Source organism: Serratia sp. LTN-2, assembly GCF_059740205.1.
The window spans coordinates 381,649-407,142 of record NZ_JCAXDO010000001.1 but is presented as its reverse complement, the minus strand read 5'-3'; the positions used below and the strand labels follow the sequence as shown (position 1 = coordinate 407,142).

14 protein-coding genes and 1 pseudogene are annotated in these 25,494 nt (G+C 60.0%); 10 read left to right on the top strand and 5 right to left on the bottom strand.

The window, feature by feature from the left end:
* Positions 1-40: 40 nt before the first annotated feature.
* The 7 genes and pseudogenes from AC6BYQ_RS01815 to AC6BYQ_RS01785 all read left to right on the top strand — a co-directional run bounded on the left by AC6BYQ_RS01815 (position 41) and on the right by AC6BYQ_RS01785 (position 14,237).
* Positions 41-10,834 (top strand): hemagglutinin repeat-containing protein, encoded by a 10,794-nt coding sequence (locus AC6BYQ_RS01815; protein ID WP_498056208.1) that lies wholly within the window; start codon positions 41-43, stop codon positions 10,832-10,834.
* Positions 10,834-11,061: a hypothetical protein gene (locus tag AC6BYQ_RS01810; RefSeq protein WP_498056207.1), complete on the top strand. Its 228-nt coding sequence runs from the start codon at positions 10,834-10,836 to the stop codon at positions 11,059-11,061. Before AC6BYQ_RS01815 ends, AC6BYQ_RS01810 begins: the two co-directional genes overlap by 1 nt.
* A 116-nt stretch (positions 11,062-11,177) precedes the next feature.
* Positions 11,178-11,333 carry a hypothetical protein gene (locus tag AC6BYQ_RS01805; RefSeq protein WP_498056206.1) on the top strand — a complete coding sequence of 52 codons (156 nt, stop codon included), beginning with the start codon at positions 11,178-11,180 and terminating at the stop codon, positions 11,331-11,333.
* A 143-nt stretch (positions 11,334-11,476) separates the two neighbouring features.
* On the top strand, positions 11,477-12,508 hold the full coding sequence (locus AC6BYQ_RS01800; RefSeq protein WP_498056205.1) for a VENN motif pre-toxin domain-containing protein: 1,032 nt from the start codon (positions 11,477-11,479) through the stop codon (positions 12,506-12,508).
* Complete coding sequence (locus AC6BYQ_RS01795; RefSeq protein WP_498056204.1) at positions 12,505-12,867, top strand: immunity 8 family protein; 363 nt, start codon at positions 12,505-12,507, stop codon at positions 12,865-12,867. The genes AC6BYQ_RS01800 and AC6BYQ_RS01795 overlap by 4 nt, the downstream gene beginning before the upstream one ends.
* Positions 12,868-12,915: 48 nt before the next feature.
* Positions 12,916-13,119: pseudogene (locus AC6BYQ_RS01790) on the top strand (VENN motif pre-toxin domain-containing protein); the annotation flags it as partial.
* A 593-nt stretch (positions 13,120-13,712) separates the two neighbouring features.
* On the top strand, positions 13,713-14,237 hold the full coding sequence (locus AC6BYQ_RS01785; RefSeq protein ID WP_498056203.1) for a hypothetical protein: 525 nt from the start codon (positions 13,713-13,715) through the stop codon (positions 14,235-14,237).
* A 175-nt stretch (positions 14,238-14,412) separates the two neighbouring features.
* Here AC6BYQ_RS01785 and AC6BYQ_RS01780 read toward each other — a convergent pair whose 3' ends face one another.
* Both AC6BYQ_RS01780 and AC6BYQ_RS01775 read right to left on the bottom strand, forming a co-directional pair.
* A complete protein-coding gene (locus AC6BYQ_RS01780; protein WP_211130243.1) occupies positions 14,413-16,479 on the bottom strand; it encodes a carbon starvation CstA family protein in 2,067 nt (688 codons plus the stop codon).
* A gap of 57 nt (positions 16,480-16,536) precedes the next feature.
* On the bottom strand, positions 16,537-16,821 hold the full coding sequence (locus tag AC6BYQ_RS01775; protein ID WP_498056202.1) for a hypothetical protein: 285 nt from the start codon (positions 16,819-16,821) through the stop codon (positions 16,537-16,539).
* A gap of 43 nt (positions 16,822-16,864) precedes the next feature.
* Here AC6BYQ_RS01775 and AC6BYQ_RS01770 point away from each other — a divergent pair, with 43 nt between their 5' ends.
* Together AC6BYQ_RS01770 and AC6BYQ_RS01765 are read left to right on the top strand one after the other, a co-directional pair.
* Positions 16,865-18,028: a M20 aminoacylase family protein gene (locus AC6BYQ_RS01770; RefSeq protein WP_498056201.1), complete on the top strand. Its 1,164-nt coding sequence runs from the start codon at positions 16,865-16,867 to the stop codon at positions 18,026-18,028.
* Positions 18,029-18,058: 30 nt separating this feature from the next.
* Complete coding sequence (locus tag AC6BYQ_RS01765) at positions 18,059-19,369, top strand: MFS transporter (protein ID WP_498056200.1); 1,311 nt, start codon at positions 18,059-18,061, stop codon at positions 19,367-19,369.
* Between the two features lie 76 nt (positions 19,370-19,445).
* On the opposite strand, the gene AC6BYQ_RS01760 is transcribed toward AC6BYQ_RS01765, so the two are convergent.
* Positions 19,446-21,380, bottom strand: coding sequence for an exoribonuclease II (locus AC6BYQ_RS01760; RefSeq protein WP_498056199.1), 1,935 nt, complete (start codon positions 21,378-21,380; stop codon positions 19,446-19,448).
* 187 nt (positions 21,381-21,567) lie between these two features.
* A complete protein-coding gene (gene gloA / locus AC6BYQ_RS01755; RefSeq protein ID WP_019452681.1) occupies positions 21,568-22,095 on the bottom strand; it encodes a lactoylglutathione lyase in 528 nt (175 codons plus the stop codon).
* 99 nt (positions 22,096-22,194) lie between these two features.
* Here gloA and AC6BYQ_RS01750 point away from each other — a divergent pair, with 99 nt between their 5' ends.
* Positions 22,195-23,049, top strand: coding sequence for a LysR family transcriptional regulator (locus tag AC6BYQ_RS01750; protein ID WP_019452680.1), 855 nt, complete (start codon positions 22,195-22,197; stop codon positions 23,047-23,049).
* 15 nt (positions 23,050-23,064) lie between these two features.
* Here AC6BYQ_RS01750 and AC6BYQ_RS01745 read toward each other — a convergent pair whose 3' ends face one another.
* The gene (locus tag AC6BYQ_RS01745) at positions 23,065-25,371 is read right to left on the bottom strand and encodes an FdhF/YdeP family oxidoreductase (RefSeq protein ID WP_498056198.1); all 2,307 of its coding nucleotides are present in this window, start codon (positions 25,369-25,371) and stop codon (positions 23,065-23,067) included.
* Positions 25,372-25,494 lie beyond the last annotated feature (123 nt).

Sequence of the window (25,494 nt, the reverse complement as noted above, 5' to 3'; positions counted from 1 at the left end):
GTTGACCGTAACGGATTGATATTGATCACGGATGTGACCCATGAATAAACATTGCTATCGCCTTATATTCAGTCGCACTCACGGGGAACTGCGGGTGGTTTCCGAACTGGCCCGCAGCTGCAGCACCGAATCGGGGCAAAGCCGCAGTGCGGGCGCCCCCCGCCTGTGGGTGACGGTGCGGCGCTCAGTGTGGATGCTGGGGCTGGCCTTGTTCGCCGGGCCGGCGATGGCTGACGGCATTGTGGCGGACGGTGCCGCCAATCCTTCCCTGCGGCCGGAGGTTATCGCCACGCAAAATGGGCTGTCGCAGGTCAATATCACGGCCCCCAATCAGGCCGGGATATCGCATAACCAATATCAACAGTTCGATGTTGACGCCAAAGGCGCCATCCTCAATAACTCGGCGGTGATGACATCGACCCAGATGGCCGGGATGATCCAGGGCAACCCGAACCTCACCCCCAACGCCGCGCCGGCCAGAGTGATCCTCAACGAAGTCAACAGCAATAACCCCAGCCAGCTGCGCGGCTTTTTGGAAGTGGCCGGCGGCAAGGCGCAGGTGATCGTGGCTAACCCGGCGGGGATCGTGTGCAACGGTTGCGGTACGATCAACGCCGGGCGCATGACGCTGACGACCGGCAAACCGCAGATGAACGCCGACGGCAGCATGGCAGGTTATCAGATCGAACGCGGCGTGGTGCGCGTTGAGGGCGGCGGCCTCAACGGCGATGCCCGTCACGATACCGAATATGTAGACATTATGGCACGCGCGGTCGAGATCAACGCCGGCGTTTGGGCCAAAGAGAGCGTGTCGGTGGTGGGCGGCCGCAACCGGGTGAGCGCAGACGGCAAAACGGTGACGGCGCTGGCGGATGACGGCGGCGCCAGACCGGCGCTGGCAATAGACATGGGCCAGATGGGGGGCATGTACAGCGGCAGCATTCGCATGATCGGCACCGAGGCTGGCGTCGGCGTGCGCAACCAGAATGGGCAAGTGCAGGCGGGCAAAACGCTCACCGTCAGCAGCGAAGGCAAGCTCAGCTGGCGGTCTGATGCGCCGGATGCCGCCACGCAGTCCGGCGGCGACACCAAACTGGCGGCGAAAGGCGACATCGAGTATCGCGGCAAATTGCACAGCGGCGGTCAGCTGGCCGTGCAGAGCCGGGAGGGGGCGCTGACGCAGTCCGGCACGCTGGCGGCGGCCGGGGATGTGCGGCTTGACGCCGCGCACGGCATTCAAAGCAGCGGCCATCTGCTGGCGGGCAGCGATGTCGACAGCCGGATTGTGCGCGACGCGAGCCTGCGCCTTGACAGCCAGGGCGACATTCGTGCCAGCGGCAGCTTACTGAGCAAAAAGGCGGTTAACGTCAGCGGGCGCCGCGTTGATCTCAGCGGTGCGCAGGTGGCGGCGGCCCATGCCTCGCTGGCGGCCCGGCAGGGCGGCGTGGCGTTGCGCCAATCGACCGTCGATAGCGGGGAGTTTACCGTGAACACCCCGGGTGATGTGGACGCCCGGCAGGCTCAGATCAAAACCGGGCGCTGGCAGGTTGATGCCAACAATGTGTTTGGCCAGGGGGCCGTCTGGTCCCAAACCGGCGGAGGCGAAAGTCGTTTCAGCCTAGGCGGTGAGCTGAATAACAGCGACGGCACCATTGAGAGCCGCCAGCTTGATCTCAAGGCGGCGGCGTTGATCAACCAGCGCGGCCGTCTGGTGGCGCTGGGCGACGCGGCGCAGCACTGGCGGATCGGCGGCCTGCTCGACAACAGCGACGGTGAATTGGGTGGCAACGGCGATCTGCGGCTGGATGCCGGCAGGCTTGATAACCAGGGCGGCAAGGTAACAACGCCGGGTCAGTTGGTGGTTCAGGCGGACGGTGCGATCAACAACGCTGGCGGCGGCCTGTTCGCCGGCCAGGCGCTGGAGCTCGAAGCGGGCGGCGAACTGAACAACCAGTCCGGAACGGTGGACGGCAGCCGGGTGCGGCTGACGGCGCAGCATCTGAATAACGCGCAAGGCAAGCTCGTCAGCCAGCGCAATCTCGATCTGACCGCCGGCCGCGTAGGCAACCGGGGCGGCCTTATCGGCGCAGGAGAGAAACTGGATCTTCACGCCGGTGACTGGGACAACCGCGGCGGTACGGTGCAAGGTGAAACGGCCGTTACGGCAACGGCAACTACCCTCAGCAACGACGGTGGCAAGCTGCTGTCCGGCCAAGCGTTAACGCTGAACACCATGGGGCCGGCGACTAACCGCGCGGGTGAAATCAGTGGCGCGGCGCTGATGGTGAACACCGGCCGGCTCGATAATACGCAGGGCAAGGTGATTGGCCTGCAGCGGCTTGAGCTGCACGCTCGTCAGGGATTGGACAATGCCCAGGGGCTGCTGGGTGCCGGCCAGACATTGACCGTGCGCACCGATGGCGCGCTGAATAACCGCCACGGCACGATCTCGGGGCACGGGCAAACCCACATAGCGGCTGGGAGTGTGCACAACGAGGCCGGAAAGGTGCTGGGCGGGCAACAACTGGTGCTGAACAGTGCGGCAGAGTTGGTGAACCGCGAGGGCGAAATCAGCGGGGAATCGCTCATGCTGGCGGCACAGCAGGTGGATAACGGCCAGGGCAAAGTGGTGGCTCGTCAGGGGCTGGAACTGACGACGCAACGGGAACTGAACAACGCGGCCGGCTGGCTTGAGGCCGGCAACGCCCTCGTCGTGCAGGCCGGCGGTGACTGGGATAACCGCGGTGGCGGCGCACAAGGCGGTCGGCAGGTCTCCGCTTCCGTGCGCACTCTCGACAATACCGGCGGCAGCCTGCAGTCCGGCGGCGATCTCCGTTTGGATGCCGCAGGCGATGTCCGCAATCAAACCGGTAAGCTGACCGCACAGCGATCGTTGGCGGTTAATGGCGGCGCCGCCAGCCTGTTTGACAACGACGGCGGGTCGTTGCAAAGCGGCGGCGATCTGTCGCTGCAGGGGGGCCAGTTGGCCAACCGCGCTGCGGGGGTGGTCTTCAGCGAGCAAGGGCTTGTCCTGAACCTGGCCGGCGGCTGGGATAACCAGGGGGGCACGTTTACCGGCAATGGGCGCACCGAGGTACGCGCCGCCGGCCTGAACAATGCCCAGGGGGCGATCAATGCGCTGGGCAGCCTGGATATGCAATTCACCGGCGCGCTGGATAACCGCCGGGGCAGGATTTTTAGCACGTTATCCCAGGCCCTCACGGCGCAGGACATGTACAACGCCGAGGGCTGGATGGGCAGCCAGGGCGGCTGGCACGCCGTCAGCGGCGGCTTTGACAACGCGCAAGGCAGCGTACAAAGCCAGCAGGATGCGCAGCTGTCGGCGGGCTGGCTGAACAATGCCAAAGGGGGGCTGCAGTCGGCGGCGGATTTGGTGCTGCGCGTTGCGCAGGATGTCGATAACCGTGGCGGTAAGGTCTCGGCGCAGGGGGCACTTGCTGTTATGGGGGCCAAAGACGGCGAACACGCCGGCGCCATCAATAACGCCGGTGGTCAGTGGCTGGCTGGCGAGGGGCTGAGTATCGCCGCCCGTGCACTCGACAATACGCAGGGCGGGCTGCTCTACAGCCAGAAACAACAACGCCTTGCGCTGAGCGACGCGCTGAACAACCGCGATGGGAAAATACAAAGTGGCGAGGCGTTTCAACTTGACGCGCAAACGCTGAACAATGTCGGCGGTCAGATCGAGGGCCAGCAACAGGTGGCGCTGCGTATTCTCGGCATGTTTGATAATACCGGCGGCGCGGTGCGCAGCAATGGTGAACAGCGGGTGTCGGCGGCTGGCATTGTAAACCGTCAGGGCGTATTCAGCAGCCGGAGCGGCCTTGATCTGGCGACGGCGCGGCTGGACAATAACGGCGGCACGCTCATCAGCCAGGGAACGGGCGCCTACAGCATCGGTACGCTCAACAACCAACAGGGCAAGGTGCACAGCGGTGGGGCGCTCACGCTCGACGGCGCCCAGGTGAATAATCAGGGTGGGCAGCTGGTTTCGACCCAGCGGTTGACGCTCAGAGCTGCAGAGATAGACAACAGCGCTCAAGGGGCGCTGAGCAGCCAGGCGACGTTGGAGGTGCAGGCTGAGCGCCTGAACAACCGCGACGGCGGCCTGATCCTCGGCTCTGCCCAGACCGACATCGCCGCGCGCGACATCGACAACACGGCTGGGCGGCTTCAGAGCGTCGGTCCGCTCACGCTCACGAACGTGGCCTCGCTGGACAACCGCCAGGGGCAACTCCTCGCCAACGGCGATCTTGGTATTAACGCCGGCCTGTCGCCGGCCGATTCGCCGCTGGTATTGCTTAACCAGGGCGGGCGGCTGGAGAGCGCCGGCCAACTTACCCTGCATGCGCGCACGCTGGATAATCAACGCGGCGACTTGGTGGGATTGCAGGCGCTGAACCTGTCTGCGCAGCAGGACTACACCCGCCAGGCCGGCGAAAACATCAGCAGTAACGGCACTGTGACGTTCTCCCTGAACGGCGCCTTTATCAACCTGGTGGACTGGTTGCTGCCGGGCAATCTGGTGCTCAATGCGGCCAGCATCGCCAATCCGGCATCGTTGGTGGGCAAGACGCTAGAGCTGACGACCGGAACGTTGCAAAACACCGGGCGTATTGAGGCGGACAGCATGACGCTGAACGTCGATACCCTGGACAACGCCGCGGCGCTGATGGGGGACGCTATCACGGTGCGTGGGCGTGTCATCGACAACCACGGTCAGCCTGCGGTGATGGCGGCGACCCAAAGCCTGACGTTGCAGGCCGGTGAACGCCTGACCAACCGGGATGGGGCACTGATCTACAGCGCCGACCGTCTGCAGCTGCACAGTGATGACCTGATTGAAAACCGGGCGAGCTTTATCGAAGCTGACGGTGATGCCACCGTCGAGGCTCGGCGTCTTGATAACCTGCGCGAAGGGTTGGTGATTGAGCGTGACGCCGAGAAGAGCGATTACAAATGGCATCGCTACAACTACTACTGGCGCACCTATGGTTCGGCGGTCAACCCCGATAAAAGCACCATGGCGCCAACCACCCAACAGCTGAGCTTCCAGGATGACGCGGCGGCCCAGAACAATCGCTACGGCACCCTGTTGGCTATTGATGCGGCGGGCAAACGCGCGCAGGTGCGGGTCAAGGACAATAAGGGCACACTTACCGACCTGTGGGTTAACTACCTGGCGCTCAAGCCGAATGCCGACGGCAGCTGTGCCATGACGTTCTACGAAACGCGTGGGGGAAATCAGCTGGCAACCATCCCGACGCCTTATCAAAACGGTTTCCATTGGGAGCATGACTGGACGCAGGTGATGACGTGGGATCCCGAGAAGCATGTCGATATTGACAGCGCGCCGTTCGTCACCGATTACAACAACTTCCGCGAACGTACCGAGACCGGCACGCTGACGCGCGACAGGCTGGTCTCCGAGGGCATCGGCGCGCGTATTCTGGCGGGCGGCAATATGGTGCTGCGCATCACCGGGCAACTGCTTAATGACGCCAGCGTCATTACCGCCAACGGCAACCTGACGCAGGACGGCGGCGGCAGCCTGGCCAACCGTGGCTACTCGGTTAACGAACGGCGCCAGGCGGTTATCGTCGACCATTATGACAAGGACACGCATCACTGGTATCCAACGTTCAACCGAGACGAGACCACGGCGCTGGCGACCGCTGACGGCGTGATCACCGGCAGTGGCACGGTCACCATCAATGGGGCTCGCATCACTAACACCACGGTCAATCAGGCGCAAATCAGCCAACTTGAAGCGGCATTAAACGCCGTGGATGCCGAACGCGCCGAACTGGAACGCAATCCGCTGGACTTTGCGGTAGAGGGCGCGGGTATCCAGAATGGTGACATGGCGCTGGCTCCGGGCGAGCAAATGACAAGACCGGGCGCCATGCCGTCTTCGCCGCTGGGGCGTCCGCTGTTGCCGTCTGAGCTGGCGCTAACGCAGTTACAGCATCTGGGCAATGTGGCTACCGCGATCCCCAATAACGCGTTGTTCAGCCAACCTACGGCGGCCGGCAGCCCGTTCCTGGTGGTGACCGACGAACGCTTTACCCGCCGCGAGAACTTCATCAGCAGCGACTATATGCTCGAACGTGTGGGCTATGATCCTGCGCAGGTTCATAAACGCCTTGGAGACGGTTTTTACGAACAGCGGCTGGTGCGCGAGCAGGTGCTGGCGCTGACCGGCAAGCCGTCTATCAGAGGTGAAGATGCGATGGCGCAGTACCAGCAACTGATGAACAACGGGGCGAAGGTGGCGCAGGACTTCCATCTGGTGCCGGGCGTGGCTTTGACGCCGGAACAGATTGCGGCGCTGCAGCAGGATATTGTCTGGCTGGTGAGCGAGACGGTGCAAACCGCCGAAGGCCCACAAACGGTGTGGGTGCCGAAAGTGTATCTGGCGCAGACCACGTTGCGCCTGACCGGCGATGGTGCGGTGATTGGCGGCGGTAGCCTGCAGCTCTCGGCAAACAGTGTCACCAATGCCGGCAATCTGTTTGCCGATAAGGCGCTAACCGTTGATGCCGGGCAGTTCCTGCATCAGGGTGGTGATATCAAGGCCGGTAGCATTGACGTGCGGGCCGACAGTCTGACCCTGAGCACTAATCTGCAGGAGGCGCTGCGCCAGGCGACGATGAACGCCGGCGATATTCGTCTCAGCGGCGCCGATATCACCCTCTCGGGGGCGAAACTCGATGCGACCGACACGCTCAGCCTGAGCGCGCGCAACGACCTGACCATCACCACCGCCAAAAGCAGCCATATCGCCGACCTTGAGGTTATCTCGGGGGCAGTGGGCAACCGTACCCGTGGCGGCACGGAAGCGGCAGGCTCCCGGATGGCGCGCGTGAGCGGCGAATGGCAGCAAGCACAGGGGAGCGAGCTTAACGCCGGCGGCAACCTTAACCTTTCGGCCGGGCGGGACGTTACGTTCGCTGGCAGCCAGGCCAAGGCCGGCGGCAGCACCCGCGTACAGGCCGGCGGCGATATCACTATCAGGGCCGAGAACACCACCAATACCACGCATCTGGCTGCCAACAGCCGTACGTCATCAGTCAGCAACGATCGCCAGGAAGAGCGCCTGACATTAAGTGCACTCGGCGGTGACCAGGGCGTCACCCTGGTGGCGGGCAACCAACTGCTGGCCGAAGGCGCGCAGGTTGACAGTAAAGAAGGGCGTATCGGCATCAGCGCGCAGGACGTGACCATTAAAGACGCGCGCAGCCGCACGCAAGATCTGGACAGCGAAAACAAACGCGAGGGCAAAACCAAAAGCCATCGCATCGAACAAACCGAGCGCGAAATCAGCACCGGCAGCACCTTCAGCGGGCGCGATGGTGTGACGGTAGTCGGGCGAGAGGGCGACGTCACCATTACCGGCAGCACCCTGCACAGCGACCAGGGCGCCATCGCCCTGCAGGCGAAAAACGATGTCACCCTCAATACGGCTACCGAGCGAGAGTCGCGCTACAGTGAGGAGCGTTCGGAGAAAAAAGGCTTCCTGAAAAAAAGCAGCAGCCACAGCGTAGCGCGCGATGCCACCACGCGTGAGAAAGGCACGCTGCTGAGCGGCGACAGCGTCAGCGTCAGCGCCGGTAATGATCTGACGGTCACCGGCTCGGCCATTGCCGCCGACCGGGACGTGAACCTGCAGGCCGGCCGTAATGTCGATATCGGTGCGGCCACCGAGACCGACACACATTACCTGCTGGAAGAGAAGAAAAAGAGCGGCCTGCTGGGTAGCGGCGGCATCGGCTTCACGATAGGCAAGCAGTCGAGCAAACACGAAATCGACGAGAAAGCCACCACCCAGAGCCAAAGCGTCAGTACCGTCGGCAGCAGCCAGGGCAGCGTCAATATCACGGCGGGCAACCAACTGCACATTGGCGGTGCCGACCTGGTGGCGGGCAAGGATCTGGCCCTGACCGGCGACAGCGTGACTATCGATCCCGGCTACGATCAACGCACGCGCAAAGAAACCTTCGAGCAAAAGCAGAGCGGCCTGAGCGTGGCGCTGTCGGGCACCGTGGGCGGCGCGCTCAACACCGCCGTCAGCACTGCGCAGCAGGCGAGAAAGGAAGGCGATGGGCGCCTGAACGCGCTGCAAAACACCAAGGCGGCGCTGTCCGGCGTGCAGGCGGCGCAAGCCGTTGAGCTCGACAAACTCAATACAGATACAGGGAAAGGCGCCACCAACACGGTGGGCATCAGCGCCTCCTACGGCAGTCAGTCGTCGAAGAGCGAAACCCGCACCGACAGCCGCCAGTCGCAAGGCAGCACGCTCACCGCCGGACAAAACCTGTCGATAACGGCGCAGGGCAATAACCACAGCGCACAGAGTGGCGATATCGCCATCGCCGGCAGTCAGCTGAAAGCGGGCAAAGACCTGTCGCTCGATGCGGCGCGGGACATCAGCCTGCAATCTGCGCAGAACAGCGAAAGCACCGTCGGCAAGAACAGCAGCAAGGGCGGTAACGTCGGCGTCGGCATTGGTGCGGGCTCGGGCGGGTATGGCATCAGCGTCTCGGCCGGCGTCAATGCCGGCAAAGGGCATGAGAGCGGCAACGGCCTGACCCATACCGAAACCACCCTGGATGCGGGCAGCCGTCTCAACCTGACCAGCGGCCGCGACACCACGCTTACCGGCGCGCAGGCCAGCGGTGAAAAGGTTACCGTCGACGTGGGCCGTGACCTGACGCTGCAAAGTGAACAGGATAGCGACCGCTATGATGCCAAACAGCAAAACGCCAGCGCGGGCGGCAGTTTCACCTTCGGCTCGATGACCGGCTCCGCCAACGTAAGTGCCAGCAAGGACAAGCTGCACAGCAACTTCGACTCGGTAAAAGAACAGACTGGGCTGTTTGCCGGCAAAGGCGGGTATGACGTCAAGGTCAAAGAACATACCCAGCTCGATGGCGCGGTGATAGCCAGCCAGGCAGACAAAGAGAACAACCGCCTCGATACCGGCACGCTGGGTTGGAAGGACATCCACAACCAGGCGGACTACAGCGCGACGCACAGCGGCGGCAGCTTCAGCACTGGCGGGCCGGTGGGCAAAGAGCTGTTGACCAACACGGCCGGCGGCATGCTGTCGGGCGCCAACAACAGCGGGCACGCCGAGGGCACGACAAAAGCCGGGGTCAGTGAGGGAACGCTGATAGTCCGTGACACCGACAAACAGCAGCAGGATGTGGCGCAGCTAAACCGGGATACCGAACATGCCAACGACGGCAGCATCAGCCCGATATTCAACAAGGAGAAGGAGCAGAACCGGTTGAAGCAGGCGCAGCTTATCGGCGAGATTGGCGGCCAGGCGATGGACGTCATCCGCACGCAGGGCGATATCGCCGGGCTGAAGGCACAGAAAGACCCGGCGGCGCTGGCGCAGGCCAGGGAGCAGCTTGAGAAGAGCGGCAAACCGACGAACGATACGGCGGTGATGCAGCAGGCGTACGACAACGCGATGCGGCAATACGGTACCGGCAGCGATCTGCAGAAAGCGGCGCAGGCGGTGACGGGAGCGCTGACGGCGCTGGCGGGCAATAACCTGGCGGGCGCGCTGGCGAGCGGTGCTTCGCCGTACCTGGCGACGGAAATCAAGAAACGGGTCGGTGAAGACAACATTGCCGCCAACGCGATGGCACACGCTGTGCTGGGTGCGGTAACGGCGCAGCTGAACAACCAGTCAGCCACCGCAGGGGGACTGGGCGCGGGCGGCGGGGAACTGGCGGCGCGCTACATTGCCGGCCAGCTGTTCCCGGGCAAAACGGCGCAGCAGCTGAGCGAAAGCGAGAAACAGCAGGTCAGCGCGCTGAGCCAGTTGGCCGCAGGGCTTGCAGGCGGCCTGGCGACGGGCGATACTGCGGGAGCGGTGACGGGCGGGCAGGCCGGCAAGAATGCGGTGGAGAATAACTGGCTGAATACGACAGAAGCCAGGGCTCTTGATAAAGAGCTGTCTGCCTGCAAAGCTTCAGGAGGCGATTGCAAGCCAGTGCTAGAAAGGTATATTGGAATCAGTAATAAGAAAAGCAAAGCACTGATAGAAGCTTGTACTGGTGGCGGAGTTGCTTGCGTGACTTGGGAGGAGCTTGTCCAGGGAGCAACCAATATTGCAAATGATGCCCATCCTTCACAGTTTCGACTGGATGAAAAACTGAAAGATCCGGATGCAGCAGCGTTGGTTAATTATCTCAACGGCACAGACTTGAAATTCCTGAAAGATAATATTACTACAGGTGATAGGGTGCTTTCGGTGGTTAGCGATCCAACTTCATGGCCAGTTGTGGTAATGGGTGGGAAAGCCATTATTACCAGCAGAGCAGGAGTCAAGGAGCAACTAATAGCTGCGGGGGTATCCGGCGCTGCTAATACAGCCATCCAATATGGAACAAGCAAAACAGGCGAGGTCAAACTGTCTGATGTTATCGGTGCTGGAGTTATCGGCCTCATTACAGCCGGTAAAGGCTATAATCCAACAGTAACTTGGAATGCCGCAGGTGGCTATTATCAAGCGGAAATCAATGGTGATGATCCGCTCATGGGTGCCCTACTAAGTAAGGCAGGGGCATCTGCTGGTTATGTCGCTGGTAACCTTATCAAGGTACCGTTTGATAAAAAACTGAATCCAATATCAAAACAGTACGAATGGGTACCAACAGGAGTCTGGACTATTAGTAAGCCAGCTCCGCAAAACCCATTGCCTTCTATAGTGGGTAACGCAGGGGACTCTGTAGCTGCGGGGTTGTTTACAGAGGGAATGAATGAGGCTCTGAAAAATAAAAAGGAAAATCAGTGATGAATAGTAAGTATAGATCTGTTATTGCTTTATTTTATCTCTGCTCAAGCCTTTTTATTGTTTTATTTATTATGGCTGTGTTATTCAGTCTCCTTGGTTACTGGGTTGGAGGAGGGGAAAACTTACTATCATTTTTTATCGCTAAGCTATTTACTTATTTTAAAATAGCTCTTGTTGGAATATTGATAGGATTGCCGGTATGGTTTTTCTATTATCGTGATCTGTAGAAATAGAATAAGTTGGATAGTAAGAACCCCATCTAGTCTAGCCGGGATTCTTAAATCTAAGCCCTAAAAATCTCCACTTCTCGGCGTTACAACTGGGCGATATCGCCGGGCTGAAGGTGCAGAAAGACCCGGCGGCGCTGGCGCAGGCCAGGGAGCAGCTTGAGCAGGGCGGCAAACCGTTCCGCGAGGCGGACATGTTGCAGCGGGCGTACGACAACGCGATGCGGCAATACGGCACCGGAGCGATCTGCAGAAGGCGGCGCAGGCGGTAACGGGGGCGCTGACGGCGCTGACGGCGCTGGCGGGCAATAACCTGGCGGGCGCACTGGCGAGCGGTACTTCGCCGTACCTGGCGACGGAAATCAAGAAACGGGTCGGTGAAGACAACATCGCCGCCAACGCGATGGCGCATGCAGTGCTGGGTGCGGTGACGGCGCAGCTGAACAATCAGTCAGCTACCGCAGGGGGGCTGGGCGCGGGCAGCGGGGAACTGGCGGCGCGCTACATTGCCGGCCAGCTGTTCCCGGGCAAAACGACGCAGCAGCTGAGCGAAAGCGAGAAACAACAGGTCAGCGCACTGAGCCAGTTGGCCGCAGGGCTTGCAGGCGGGCTGGCGACGGGCGATACTGCGGGAGCGGTGACCGGCGGGCAGGCAGGGAAGACGGCGGTGGAGAATAATGCGCTGAGTGACATCATCGAGAATAAAGTCTCGGGCGTATCACAGGAAGAGAAATACCAGAAAGCGCAGGATAGCTTAAAAGCGGCAGTAGAAGAGTATAAGAAGAAAAACTGTGCAGGGATAAGTGCAGAAGCGTGTTCAGCGAAGATGCAGGCCAACAGTGACGAACTGCTGAAAGGCGCAGCGGGCTTTGGTTTAGACTTCGTGCCTATCATTAGTGATATCAAGAGCTTTGCGGAAGCGCAGAGTGCGCTGGATTATCTGGTTGCGGCGATAGGGATTATCCCAGGTGCTGGTGATGCGGCCGGTAAGGCGATCAAGGCGGCAGAGGCGGCGCTGAAGAAGGGGGATGTTGCTGAAGCGTCTAAGCAGCTAAATAAAGCTAGTAGTGAAATATCAGCACATAATGCTGCCACTTACCCAAAATTGAAAGAAGAGTTAAAACAGCAAAACCTGAATAATATTGCCAAGCAAGATCCTCGGTTGGCAGCGGCAGTTAAAGGTGACAATGGAAAGCTTAACTACGGTATTGGCTCAGGCAGCAAAGAAGAAGCCGATCGCTTGGGTAAAATTTGGGTGGGCGATGGAGCTAGGCCACTCAGTGATGGAAAAGGCTTAATAAGTGCCGACGGCACTCGTGTTTATCGTTATCCCGCCTCTAAGCCGAATACACCACAAGAACTAAGCCCAACAGGTGTTCAAGCTAACTTTGAAACATTAAAAGACGGTCAAAAAATAGGTAATGCGCACATGGTGATAACTCAATGAAAGGTGAGCTTAAATCTTTAGGTGTTTACTCAGCAGAATTCACTCCAGAAACTTATCAACCTGATGAGGTCGATTGTTTTGGGTTATGGATCAACTTATGTATCGGTCCTGAAAATGAGGTCGGAGGGAATGATTATCAAGTGTTAATTTGCACTCCCGAATGGCTTTGTAAGCATCGCTGGGTGCCTGAGCTGATACGCCATACTCTGCTGGTTCGAAAGTACGATCTTGATGAGATCACCAAAACCATCACGGATTATATTGACCAGTGTGAGGGGAGTGACTGGATGGAGATTGCTCAGAAACTCTCTCGTGTTTTTGCTTGGGAATTCGAAGATTACCAACCTTACCATCCATAAGTAGTTGCCAGTCCTTGGCTGGGGTAGTCGCTTTTATGTGTAACGGCCGGCGGCATGCTGTCGGGCGCCAACAACAGCGGGCACGCCGAGGGCACGACAAAAGCCGGGGTCAGTGAGGGAACGCTGATAGTCCGTGACACCGACAAACAGCAGCAGGATGTGGCGCAGCTAAACCGGGATACCGAACATGCCAACGACGGCAGCATCAGCCCGATATTCAACAAGGAGAAGGAGCAGAACCGGCTGGATGAAAAGCTGAGAGACCCGAGCGCGGCAGCGCTGGTGAATTACCTTGACGGAACGGATTTGAAATTCCTAGAGGAGAATATCACCACGGGTGATCGGATGATGTCTGTTGTCATGGACCCGACATCGTGGCCGGTGGCCATAATGGGCGGAAAAGCGATCATCACCAATGCGGTTAATAATACCAAAGAGCAGTTGATTGCTGTCGGTGTGGGTGCCGGATTGGGGGCTGGTATTCAATATGGCACAACTGGCGAAGTGAAACTATCTGATGTAATTGGCTCCGGTGTTATTGGTGCCATTACTGCTGGTAAAGGTTATAACCCGACAATGGCCTGGAATGCGGCAGGCGGTTATTACCAGGCTGAAATCAGCGGTGATGATCCATTTATGGTGGCGCTGCTGAGTAAGGCTGGTGCTTCAGCAGGTTATGCCGTGGGTAATGTTATTAAAGTACCAATGGACAAGATTCTAAATCCAGTATCAAAACAGTATGAGTGGGTGCCAACAGGGGTCTGGACTATCACAAAGCCAGTTCCTCAAAATAACTTACCCTCTCGTGTGCACTGCCGTGGTTGAAAATTAATTACGAGGTGATAATGACTATTTTTCATAAAATTTTGGTGGCCTCTTTCTCTATGATGGTGGCAATTTCCGCGCATTCAGAAATGAAAATGGAACGTACAGATTTTCCATCTCTGAAACTGAGCATCGAAATCCCGCAGACTTTTATGCCTATGCCGGAAGATATGGCAAAATTTAAATATCCTTCCGAAAATCGTCCAATGGTTATTTATGGCGATGAGCGTGGTAAAGCCTCTTTAGGTATTACTGCCGGGCGTAGTGCCATGCCCGCTGCCAAGCTTGATATGATGAAAGAGACTATGCTGAAAATGATGACTAACTACAGCCCACAGGCGGAGGCCGTGATGGTGGACGGGCATAAAGCGTGGCTGATTACCTTCCGTTCTCAGGCTATGGATACTGAGATTCTCAACATGTTATTGATGACCTCAGCTAACGAAAAAGTAGTGCAGGTGTCGTTCAATATGACCAAAGATTTGGAGAAGCAGTATGATGACGTGGCGAAGGCAGCGTTGTTATCGCTGAGATTTAATAAATAGCGTTTGATGAATAGCCTAGGCAGGCAAGAAATAAAACAGCTGCAGCAGTCCGTTGATCGGTGAGGCGGAGGCGGATGCCGCCGTAAACGCAAAATTGCCCACCGGCGCGGTAACGACCTAACCCCTCGAGCAGCGCATTGCTCAAGGGGCCGGCCGTCTATCTCAACCCCGGGACTCAGCCACGGCTGGTTTCCTCCCGCAGCGCGGCGCTGACTTCGTGAGCCGTCGGTTGTTCGGAACGCAGCGCCCGGCGGATGGCGAAGAAAGCGGCGATCAGCATGGTCACAGCCACCAGCATAAAGAACCCGCACAGCGCGGCGTTGATCTGGTTGCTGAACACGATGGTCTCCATGTCCTTCAGCGACTTGGCCGGCGCAATGATCGTGCCTTGCTCGATGCCGGTGGAGAACTTCTTCGCCTGCGCCAGGAAGCCGATGCTCGGTTTCTCATGGAAGATCTTCTGCCAGCCGGCGGTCATCGAGGTGACGAACAGCCAGGCGGTCGGCAGAATGGTGACCCAGGCGTAACGCTGCTTCTTCATCTTGAACAGCACCACGGTGCCGAGGATCAGCGCCATCGATGCCAGCATCTGGTTGCCGATGCCGAACAGCGGCCACAGGGTATTGATGCCGCCGAGCGGATCGACCACCCCCTGATACACGAAGAAGCCCCAGCCGGCCACCGCCACCGTGGTGCCCGCCAGGTTGCCGAACCAGGAGCGGTTGTTGGCCAACTGCGGCACCGCCACGCCTACCAGATCCTGCACCATAAAGCGGCAGGCGCGGGTGCCGGCGTCGACGGCGGTCAGGATGAACAGCGCTTCGAACAGAATGGCGAAGTGGTACCAGAACGCCATCATCGCCCGGCTGTTGAACACCTCGCTGATGATGTGCGCCATGCCCACGGCGAAGGTCGGGGCACCGCCGGCGCGCGACAGTATTGAATTTTCACCCACCTCTTTGGCGATCAGCGCCAGCGTTTCCGGCGTGACGATAAAGCCCCAGCTGTTAATCACCTGTGAAGCATTTTCCACCGTGGTGCCGATCAGCGCCGCCGGTGAGTTCATGGCGAAGTAAACGCCCGGATCCAGCACCGAGGCGCAGATCAACGCCATGATGGCGACGAAAGACTCCATCAGCATGGCGCCGTAACCGATAAAGCGAATGTGGCTTTCGCGCTCCACCAGTTTGGGCGTGGTGCCGCTGGAAACCAGCGCGTGGAAGCCGGAAATGGCGCCGCAGGCGATGGTGATGAACAGGAACGGGAACAGGGCGCCGGCGAACACCGGGCCGCTGCCGTCGATAAAGCGCGAAACCGCCGGCATTTTCATCTCCGGCATGGCGAAAACGATGCCGATGGCCAGACCGATGATGACGCCGATCTTCATAAAGGTCGAAAGGTAGTCGCGCGGCGCCAGCAGTAGCCACACCGGCAGCACCGAGGCGACGAAGCCGTAGATCACCAGCACCCAGGTCAAGGTGGTGCCGTGCAGCGTGAAGAACGGCCCCCAGTAGGGATCTTGCGCCACGTTGCCGCCGTAAATGATCGCCAGCAGCATCAGCACGAAGCCGATTACCGAGATTTCCGCGATCTTACCCGGGCGAATAAAACGCATGTAGACGCCCATGAACAGCGCGATCGGGATGGTGGCGGCGATGGTGAACAGCCCCCACGGGCTGTCGGCCAGCGCCTTCACCACCACCAGCGCCAGCGCCGACAGGATGATGATCATCACCCCCAGCGCGCCGAGCATGGTAATCACCCCGGCGAACGCCCCCAGCTCCTGTTTGGCCATCTCCCCCAGCGAACGCCCGTCGCGGCGGGTGGAGATAAACAGCACCAGGAAATCCTGCACCGCGCCGGCCAGCATGACGCCGACCAGGATCCAGATGGTTCCCGGCAGGAAGCCCATCTGCGCGGCCAGAATCGGCCCCACCAGCGGCCCGGCGCCGGCGATGGCGGCGAAGTGGTGGCCGAACAGCACCCATTTGTTGGTGGGCACATAGTCCAGGCCGTCGTTGTGACGTTCGGCCGGGGTTAGACGGCGGTCATCCAGTTCAAAAACCTTATCGGCGATGAACCGGCTGTAGAAGCGGTAGGCGATGCTGTAGCAGGCGACGGCGGCGACCACCAGCCAGACGGCGTTGACGTGTTCGCCGCGGCTGAGCGCCAGCATGGCGAAGGCGAAAGCGCCGACCAACGCCACCAGCAGCCAGATAAGTCCGGACCTGATGTTTTTCATGAAACAACTCCTTGGCGTGCAGAGGTAAAAATCGACCTTGTTATTAGGAATGACGTTTTAACAGTAGAAGTTTTGCCGCCGAACCGTGGCAGGTCGGATGAGAAATGTGAAGCAAGTGGGGTTTTGGTGGAAAAACAACGTGATGAAACCCCATTGGTGCAGGCTGTCGTCACAATGTGGCCCGGCAGCGTTTCCTGCTGCATTTTTAATTTTTATCTGGCGGATAATATTTAAACCCATCGCTTGCGCGATCCCTTTGGCATTATTTTTCTGTATTGCCGACGCGAGGGATACCAATAAACGTTTTGCGTGATATATCTTGGCTCGCGCTTGAGGTGCCATTCATTTATTTCACAAATAATAAAGTCAATAAAAGGAATTAATAATGATAGATAAAGTCATTGCAGGATATTTACCGCAGTTAACGGCTATTCGTCATGATATTCACCAGCACCCGGAGCTTGGCTTCGAGGAGTTTCGTACCAGCGATTTGGTGGCGGATTATCTGAGTTCGTGGGGGTATGAGGTGCACCGCGGATTGGCGGGCACCGGCGTCGTCGGTACGCTGCGAGCGGGCGCCGGTGCGAAGCGTCTCGGGCTGCGCGCCGATATGGATGCGCTGCCGATCGAAGAAAACAACGGCAAATCCTGGAGCAGCAGCGTGCCCAACCGCATGCACGGTTGCGGCCACGATGGCCATACCACCATGTTGCTCGGCGCTGCGCGTTACCTGGCGCAAACCCGCCGCTTCAACGGCACGCTGCACCTGATCTTTCAGCCGGCGGAAGAGACGCTGGGCGGCGGCGCGTTGATGGTGGAGCAAGGGTTATTCGAACGCTTTCCCTGTGACGCCATCTTCGCCATGCACAACATGCCGGGTCTGCCGGTGGGCGAGTTTTTCTTCCGTCACGGCGCCTTTATGGCTTCGACGGACCAATTCGTCGTTACCGTGCAAGGCTGCGGTGGGCACGGCGCTATGCCGCATCTGACCGTCGATCCGGTGCTCGTGGCCTCGCATATTGTCGTCGCGCTGCAAAGCATTGTCTCGCGTAATACCGATCCGCTGGAGGCGGCGGTGATCACCGTCGGCAGCATTAAGGCCGGTGAGGCGGCCAATGTGATCCCGGACAGCGCGGAAATGCGGCTTAGCGTGCGATCGCTGGGGCGCGAGTGGCGAACCGAGCTGTTAACGCGCATTCCTGCGCTGATTCAGGCGCAGGCGCAAAGCTTCGGTGCCACGGCAATCGTGAACCACATCAACGGCGCTCCCGTATTGGTCAACGATGAGGCCATGACGCGCTTCGCGCATCAGGTGGCGGAACAGCAGTTTGGCACCGCGCGCGCGCACTACGGCGCCAAGCCGCTGATGGGCAGCGAAGATTTCACCTTCATGCTCGAGGCGCAGCCGCAGGGGTGTTATCTGCTGATCGGTAATGGCGACGGTGAAGGAAGCTGTATGGTGCATAACCCGGGATACGACTTTAACGATGAATGTCTGGTGGCGGGCAGCCATTATTGGGGAGCGCTGGTGGAAGCCTATTTAAAATAAACTCAAAGAATAATAACAGGGAAGGTCATAATGAGTGAAAATACGCTTGCGGCCCGGCAGGAAATAACGACGCGACCGAAAGTCGGCGGCAAGAAGGTGATATTCGCCGCCTCTTTTGGCAATGCGTTAGAGTTCTTCGATTTCGGTATTTACAATTTTTTCGTTATTTATATCAGCGTACTGTTTTTCCCTCCCTCCAGCGATCCCAATTTGGCGCTGCTGCTGGCGTTCGCCACATTCGGCGTCAGTTTTATCATGCGGCCGTTGGGGGGCATTTTGATCGGCGCTTATGCCGATCGCTGCGGGCGAAAATCCGCGATGATTCTGACGATATCCCTGATGAGTCTGGGCACGGCGATGATTGGTTTTGCGCCGACCTATGCCAGCGCCGGCTATTGGGGCACGATCACGCTGGTGGCAGCGCGCCTGATCCAGGGCGTGGCGGCGGGCGGCGAGGTGGGTGCCTCCATGTCGATTCTGGTGGAATCGGCGCCGCCTGGCCGGCGAGGATTCTACTCCAGCTGGGCGCTGGCGACGCAGGGCATCGCCAGCGTGATCGGCGGCGTGACGGCGTTGGGGCTCAGCGGTTGGCTGCCGGTGCTCACGGGCGATCCGCAGGCCATGGCCAGTTGGGGATGGCGCATTCCTTTCTTCATCGGCGTGGCGCTGGCGCCGCTCGGTTGCTGGCTGCGTCTCGGGCTGGAAAGCGACCGGCCGCCGGCTGAGCGTACCCATGAAGCGCCTGTACCACTGCGCAAACATTCCCGGGCGGTGATGCTCGGCGTGATGTTGACCATCGGCGCCACCGTCGCTACCTATATCTCGATGTACTATCTGGGCACCTTTGCGGTCAAGTATCTGGGGATGGCGCAGACCTACGGGTATGCGGCGATGCTGCTGGCCGGGATCATCACCTTCGCCGGCAGCTTGCTGGTCGGGCATTGGTGCGATCGCTACGGTCGCCTGCCGCTGATCCTTTGGGCGCGGATCGCCATTTTGTTGTTGGCGTTGCCGGTTTTCTGGCTGCTGACGGTGGCGCCGCATCCGGCGGTGTTGCTGAGCGTGGTGGCGTTGATGGTTGCGCTGACAACGTTAGGTTCTGTTCCGACGTTGTTGATGATTTCCGAGCTGTTTCCGCAGCGAGTGCGTGCGTTGGGGTTTGCGCTGGTTTATAGCCTCGGCGTCGCAATTTTCGGTGGCTTTGCCCAATACATCGCTTCCCAGTCGATCGTGCTCAGCGGTTCATTGTTGGCGCCCGCCGGCTATCTGATGCTGGCGACGCTAATCTCGCTGGCCGCGCTGCCGCTGTTGCGCGAAACCGGCGGTGATAAGTTGCAATAGCGGGTGCGAGGCAAAAAAAACGCCGGCGGTTTTCACCGCCGGCGCTTGACGCTTGTTACCGCACGTTATCCGGCCGTCAGGCCGCAGGGCGGGCGATCACGCTGCGGGTTTCCATGCGCACTTCGGCGATGGTGACCTGCAAGGTGTCGCTCTGGCGGTAAACCACTTCACCTTTGATCTGCACGGTGCCGGTTTCCTGGCTGCATTGCATCTCGTCACGCACCGCGTGAATAAACGGCGCCGGGATAAAGGCAACCGCGCCGTTGTCCAGCAGACGTACGCGCAGGCCGCCGCGGGTCACGTCGATGATCTCGGCGTTGAAACGGGTATCGGTACCGGCCTTGTCCTGCAGGAAGCGGGCGTACAGCCAGTCGCCGACGTCGCGTTCCGCCATGCGGTTCAGGCGGCGGCGTTCCGCCAGCTGCACCGTCACGTCATCCTGCGGTTTTTCCGCCGGCTGCTGGTTGATGATCGCCTTCAGCAGACGATGGTTGACCATATCGCCGTATTTACGGATCGGCGATGTCCAGGTGGCGTAAGCCTCCAGCCCCAGACCGAAGTGCGGCCCCGGCGTGGTGCTGATCTCGGCGAAGGTCTGGAAGCGGCGGATGCGGCTGTCGAGGAACTGGGTCGGCTGCGCATCCAGATGGCGGCGCAGTTCGCAGAAACCGTCGAGGGTCAGCAGCTTCTCGGCTTCGGCTTCCACGCCGTTGGCCTGCAGCACGCTGACTGCTTGCTCGACCAGCGCAGGATCGAAACCGGTGTGCACGTTGTACACGCCAAAACCCAGGCGATCGCGCAGCACGATGGCGGCGCAGACGTTGGCGGCGATCATGCATTCTTCAACGATGCGGTTGGCGCTGCGGCGCTGCTCGGTGACGATCTCCAGCACGTCGCCTTTTTCACCCAGTACGAAGCGGTAGTCCGGGCGATCTTTGAACACCAGCGCGTGCTGGTGGCGCCAGGCGTTGCGTGCGTCGCAAACGCGTTTCAGCAGGGTAACCTGTTGCGCTATGGCGTCGCTCGGCGGCTGCCAGCCGGCAATGCCTTCCAGCCAGTCGGAGACTTCGTCGTACACCAGCTTGGCTTTGGATTCGATCTCGGCGGCGAAGAACTGAATATCGTCGCCCAGCGCGCCGTCGGCGGCGATGGTCACGCGGCAGGCCAGCACCTGGCGGCGCTCGTTAGGGCGCAGCGAGCACAGGTTGTCCGACAAGTCGCGCGGCAGCATCGGGATGTTGAAGCCCGGCAGGTAGTTGGTGAAGGCGCGCACGCGGGCGATCTCATCCAGCTTGCTGCCTTGTTCAACGTAGGCGGTCGGATCGGCGATGGCGATGGTCAGCTGCAGCGAACCGTCGCCGTTGTCGGTCACGTACAGCGCATCGTCCATGTCTTCGGTGCTGGCGCTGTCGATGGTGACGAATTCGAGCGCGGTCAGATCTTCACGCACCAGCGCCGCGTCCGGCTCGCTGAGGGCCTGCATCTCCGGCGCCTCTTTCTCCAGGTTGTGACGCGCCAGCGTCACCCACCACGGGGCGAAATGGTCTTCACCGTCGGTGATAAACTGGGTCAGGTCGGCGTTGAAGCCGCGATCGCCTTTCAGCGGGTGGCGGCGCATTTCCGCCACCGCCCAGTCGCCGGCCTGGAAATTGTGGGCCAGTTCACGCACCGGGCGGCACGGAATCGCATCCTTCAGCAACGGATGATCGGGCACGATGGACAGGCGATCGTCGCGCTTTTGCACGCGGCCGACGAAGCGCGAGAGGAATGGCTCGACCAGGGTTTCCGGCTCGGCGATTTCACGTTCTTTCTCGGTGTGCAGGGTGGCGATAATGCGATCCCCGTGCATGACTTTCTTCATGTACGGCGGCGGAATGAAGTAGCTTTTTTGACCGTCTACTTCAAGAAAGCCAAAGCCTTTCTCAGTCCCTTTCACGACGCCTTCAACGCGCGGGGTCTGAGAGTGAAGTTGCTGTTTTAGCTGCGCCAGCAGCGGGTTATCTTGAAACATATCGTCCAGTGAATGGGTTGTGAGTGGCAAGATTTGCGGCTGACAGTTTTACGCGAATCACCCGCTGCGAGCAAGCCTAACGTCACGGATCCCCGCGTTGCCGCCCGTTTTTGCGCAAGATCGGTCAATCGAAATGCGATAGATGAAAAACCCCGGCGCGCAGGCCGGGGTGAAGGGGGGGTGACAATCAGTCCTGCAGCGGCGTCGGCTGCAGGATTTCAATCCAGTAATCGTCCGGATCGCGAATGAACGCGACGTAGTTCATACGGCCTTCATGCAGGCGTTTCTGGAAGGTGACGCCGAGGCGCTCAAAACGCTCGCAGGCGGCGCGCACGTCCGGCACCGTGACGCACAGGTGGCCAAAGCCGCGCGGCTCGCCGTTGCCGTTGTGGTAGTGGAAATCTGCCTGATTTTCGGTGCCGTGGTTATGGGTCAGTTCGAGAATGCCCGGCTGGCTCAGCGCCCAGCGTTTGCGCTCGTCGTCATCCTGCGGGATCTGCTCGCGCGGGCTGCGCGTCAGGTAGCAGATGGTGAAGGCGGCTTCTTTAAACTCTTCCAGATAGACTGGGGTAAAGCCCAGCACGCGGGTGTAGAAATCCAGCGCTTTGGTCAGGTCTTTCACGCGGATCATGGTGTGGTTGAATACGTAACCGTCGGTTACCGCGTCGGGTTGGGCCGCCACGCCGGGCAGCGTCAATAAATCATTCAGTGGCATCAGTGATCCTCCTCAGGGTGTCGGCAGACTGTAGGTGAAATCGATGCTAATCTAAAGTGATTGTTTTTAACTAAAACACTTACTAAAAGTGAATGAAACATGAAGCTGAGCCAACTGAAGTTTTTCTGTACCGTGGTGGAACACAAAACCATCGCCGCCGCCGCCCGCGAGCTGCACTGCGTGCCTTCCAACGTCACGCTGCGGCTGCGCGAGCTGGAGGAGTCGTTGGGCGGCGAACTGTTTTTTCGCGACAAGAACCGGCTGTACGTCAATCCCAAAGGCCGGTTGTTCTACCAGCAGGCGCGCGACATCGTGGCGCAGGCGGAGCGCAGCAAGCAACTGTTCGCCGGCGAGTACCAGCACGGGCTGCTGAACCTCGGGGCGCTGGATTTCTCGCTGGTCAGCCATTTGCCGGCGCGTATCGCCCGGCTGCGCCGTTTACAGCCTCATCTGCAGATCAACGTGCTGAGCCGCGATTCATTGGTGCTGGAGCGCATGCTGATCGACAGCGATCTCGATCTGGCGATCAGCGATGGCCCGATTGAACATCCGCTGCTGGCCAGCCAAAAGGCGTTTGACGAACGGCTGGTGCTGCTGATGCCGGCCGGCGCCGGGCAACCCGACGCCGCTACCCTGGCGGCGCTGGAGTTTTACACCTTCAGCCGCGAATGCTCGTTCCGCCTGAAGGTCGATCACTGGCTCGCCTCGCGCGGGCTGAAGCCGCGTATGACGCTGGAAATGGAATCTTATGCCGCGATGGCGGCCTGCGTGCAGGCCGGTTGCGGCGTTGCCTGTGTGCCTGGCTCTTTGCTGCCGCAGATCTTGCCGGCGCCGGGGCTGAAGGTGGTGGAAATGGGCGAGGAGGGCGTGAGCGATCTCTACTTTGTCTGGCGCAGGCATCAGCTGTCTGACGAATTGCAGACCATCCTGGAGATATTGGCGCGCCCGGCGTGAACCGGGCGCGCGTTTTCAGGCAATACGCAGCGAGGGTTGCTGTTCGCTGCGGCGAATTACCACCGGGATTGACTTCGACGTCGGGGTGCCGGTGCCGTCGCCGAAGCTCGCCAGCGGCACCAGCGGGTTGGTTTCCGGATAGTAGGCCGCCAGGTTGCCACGCGGAATGTCGTAACTCACCAGCTTGAAGCCGTCCACCTTGCGCACCACGCCGTCGTTCCACAGGGTTTCTATCTCTACCCGTTCGCCATCCTGCAGGCCCAGCGCCGCCAGATCTTCCGGATGGATGAACAACACTTCGCGTTGGCCGTATACGCCGCGGTAACGGTCATCCAGGCCATAGATGGTGGTGTTGTACTGATCGTGCGAACGCAGGGTTTGCAGGGTAAACGGCGCTTGCTCGTCGCCCAGCTGCGGGAACAGGGTCGCCGGCAGCGCGGCGGCGCTGAATTCCGCCTTGCCGCTCGGCGTGGCGAAGCGCAGTTCGGCGGCGGCGTTGCCCAGGTAGAACCCGCCGGGCTGGTCGCAGCGCCGGTTGAAATCCTCGAAGCCGGGAATGGTGGCGGCGATATGATCGCGGATCAGCGAGTAGTCGTCGGCCAGTTCCAGCCAGTCCAGCTGTTGCGTGCCCAGCACCGCGTCGGCAATGCCGCAAACGATCGCGGTTTCCGAGCGTTGGGTATCCGCCAGCGGTTTGCCGATGCCTTCCGAAGCGTGAACCATGCTGAAAGAGTCTTCGACCGTGATGTACTGCGAGCCGCTGGCCTGCATATCCAACTCGGTGCGGCCCAGCGTTGGCAGGATCAGCGCGTCTTTGCCGGTCACCAGGTGGCTGCGGTTAAGTTTAGTGCTGATATGCACCGTCAAATCGCAGTTGCGCAGGGCGCGGGCGGTGCGCTCGGTGTCCGGCGCCGCGGCGGCCAGGTTGCCGCCCAGCGCGATCAGCACTTTCACTTCGCCGCGCAGCATCGCCTCGATCGCTTCTACCGTGTTGTGGCCCAACGCGCGATTGGCGGTGAAGTTAAAGTGGCGTTCCAGGCTGTCGAGCAGCGCCTTCGGCGACTTCTCATCGATCCCCATGGTGCGGTTGCCCTGGACGTTGCTGTGGCCGCGCACCGGACACAGACCGGCGCCCGGCTTGCCCAGTTGCCCGAACAGCAGCTGCAGGTTGGTGATTTCGCGCACCGTCGCGATAGAGTGTTTATGCTGTGTCACGCCCATCGCCCAGGTGCAGATTACCCGCTCGGCGCCCTGGTAGGTGGCCGCCGCCTGGCGCAGTTGCGCTTCGCTCAGGCCTGACTGTGCGGTAATGGTCTGCCACTCGGTCGCGTCCACCTGCGCCAGGTAAGCCTCCACGCCGACGCTGTGCTGTTCGATAAACGTCAGGTCGAACAGGGCGGGTTCACCGGTGGCCAGACGCTGACGGTGGGTTTCCAGCAGCGCTTTCACCATGCCGCGCACCGCCGCCATATCGCCGCCCAGATTCGGTTGGTAATAGGACGAGCTGATCGGCGAGGACTTAGGCGTCAGCATTTGCACCGGATCCTGCGGATCGGCGAACCTTTCCAACCCGCGCTCGCGCAGGGTGTTGAAGCTGACGATGCGCGCGCCGCGCCGGGCGGCGTTTTTCAGGCTGTGCAGCATGCGCGGGTGGTTGGTGCCGGGGTTTTGGCCGAACACGAAGATGGCGTCGGCTTTTTCAAAGTCGTCGATGCGGATGGTGCCTTTACCGACGCCGATGCTCTGTTTCAGCCCAACGCCGCTCGCTTCATGACACATATTGGAGCAGTCGGGGAAATTGCTGGTGCCGAGCATGCGGCCGAACAGCTGATAAAGGTACGACGCTTCGTTGCTGGCGCGGCCCGAGGTATACAGCTCGATCTGGTTCGGGTTGTCCATGCCGTTGATGTGTTTGGCGATCAGCGCCAGCGCGTCCGGCCAATGAATAGGTTCATAGTGGTCGGTTTCGGCGTTGTAACGCATCGGATGCGTGAGGCGCCCCTGATATTCGAGGAAATAATCGCTCTGCTGCTGCAGGGTGCTGACGATGTGGGCGGCGAAGAATTCGGGCTCGACCGCGCTGCGCGTCGCTTCCCAACTGACCGCTTTGGCGCCGTTTTCGCAGAAGCTGAAGGTGCTGTGGTTGTCGTCGCCCCAGGCGCAACCGGGGCAGTCGAAGCCGCGTGCCTTGTTGACGCGCATCAGGTTGCGCATGTTTTTTAGCGTTTGTTTACTGTCGAGGACAAAGCGGGTGGTGGCTTCAAGCGAACCCCAGCCGCCCGCTGGGCCGGTATAAGGCTTGATTGACGGTTTGAATTTCATGGTGACACTTCGCAGGTGGTTGTAGCTAAAAAGTAAACGCTTTTTTATGCGTCTTGCGTATTTATGTCACAAGTTTAGGGGCGTTGCGGGGTGGCGTCTAATCGAATGGGGCAATGGCGGCAT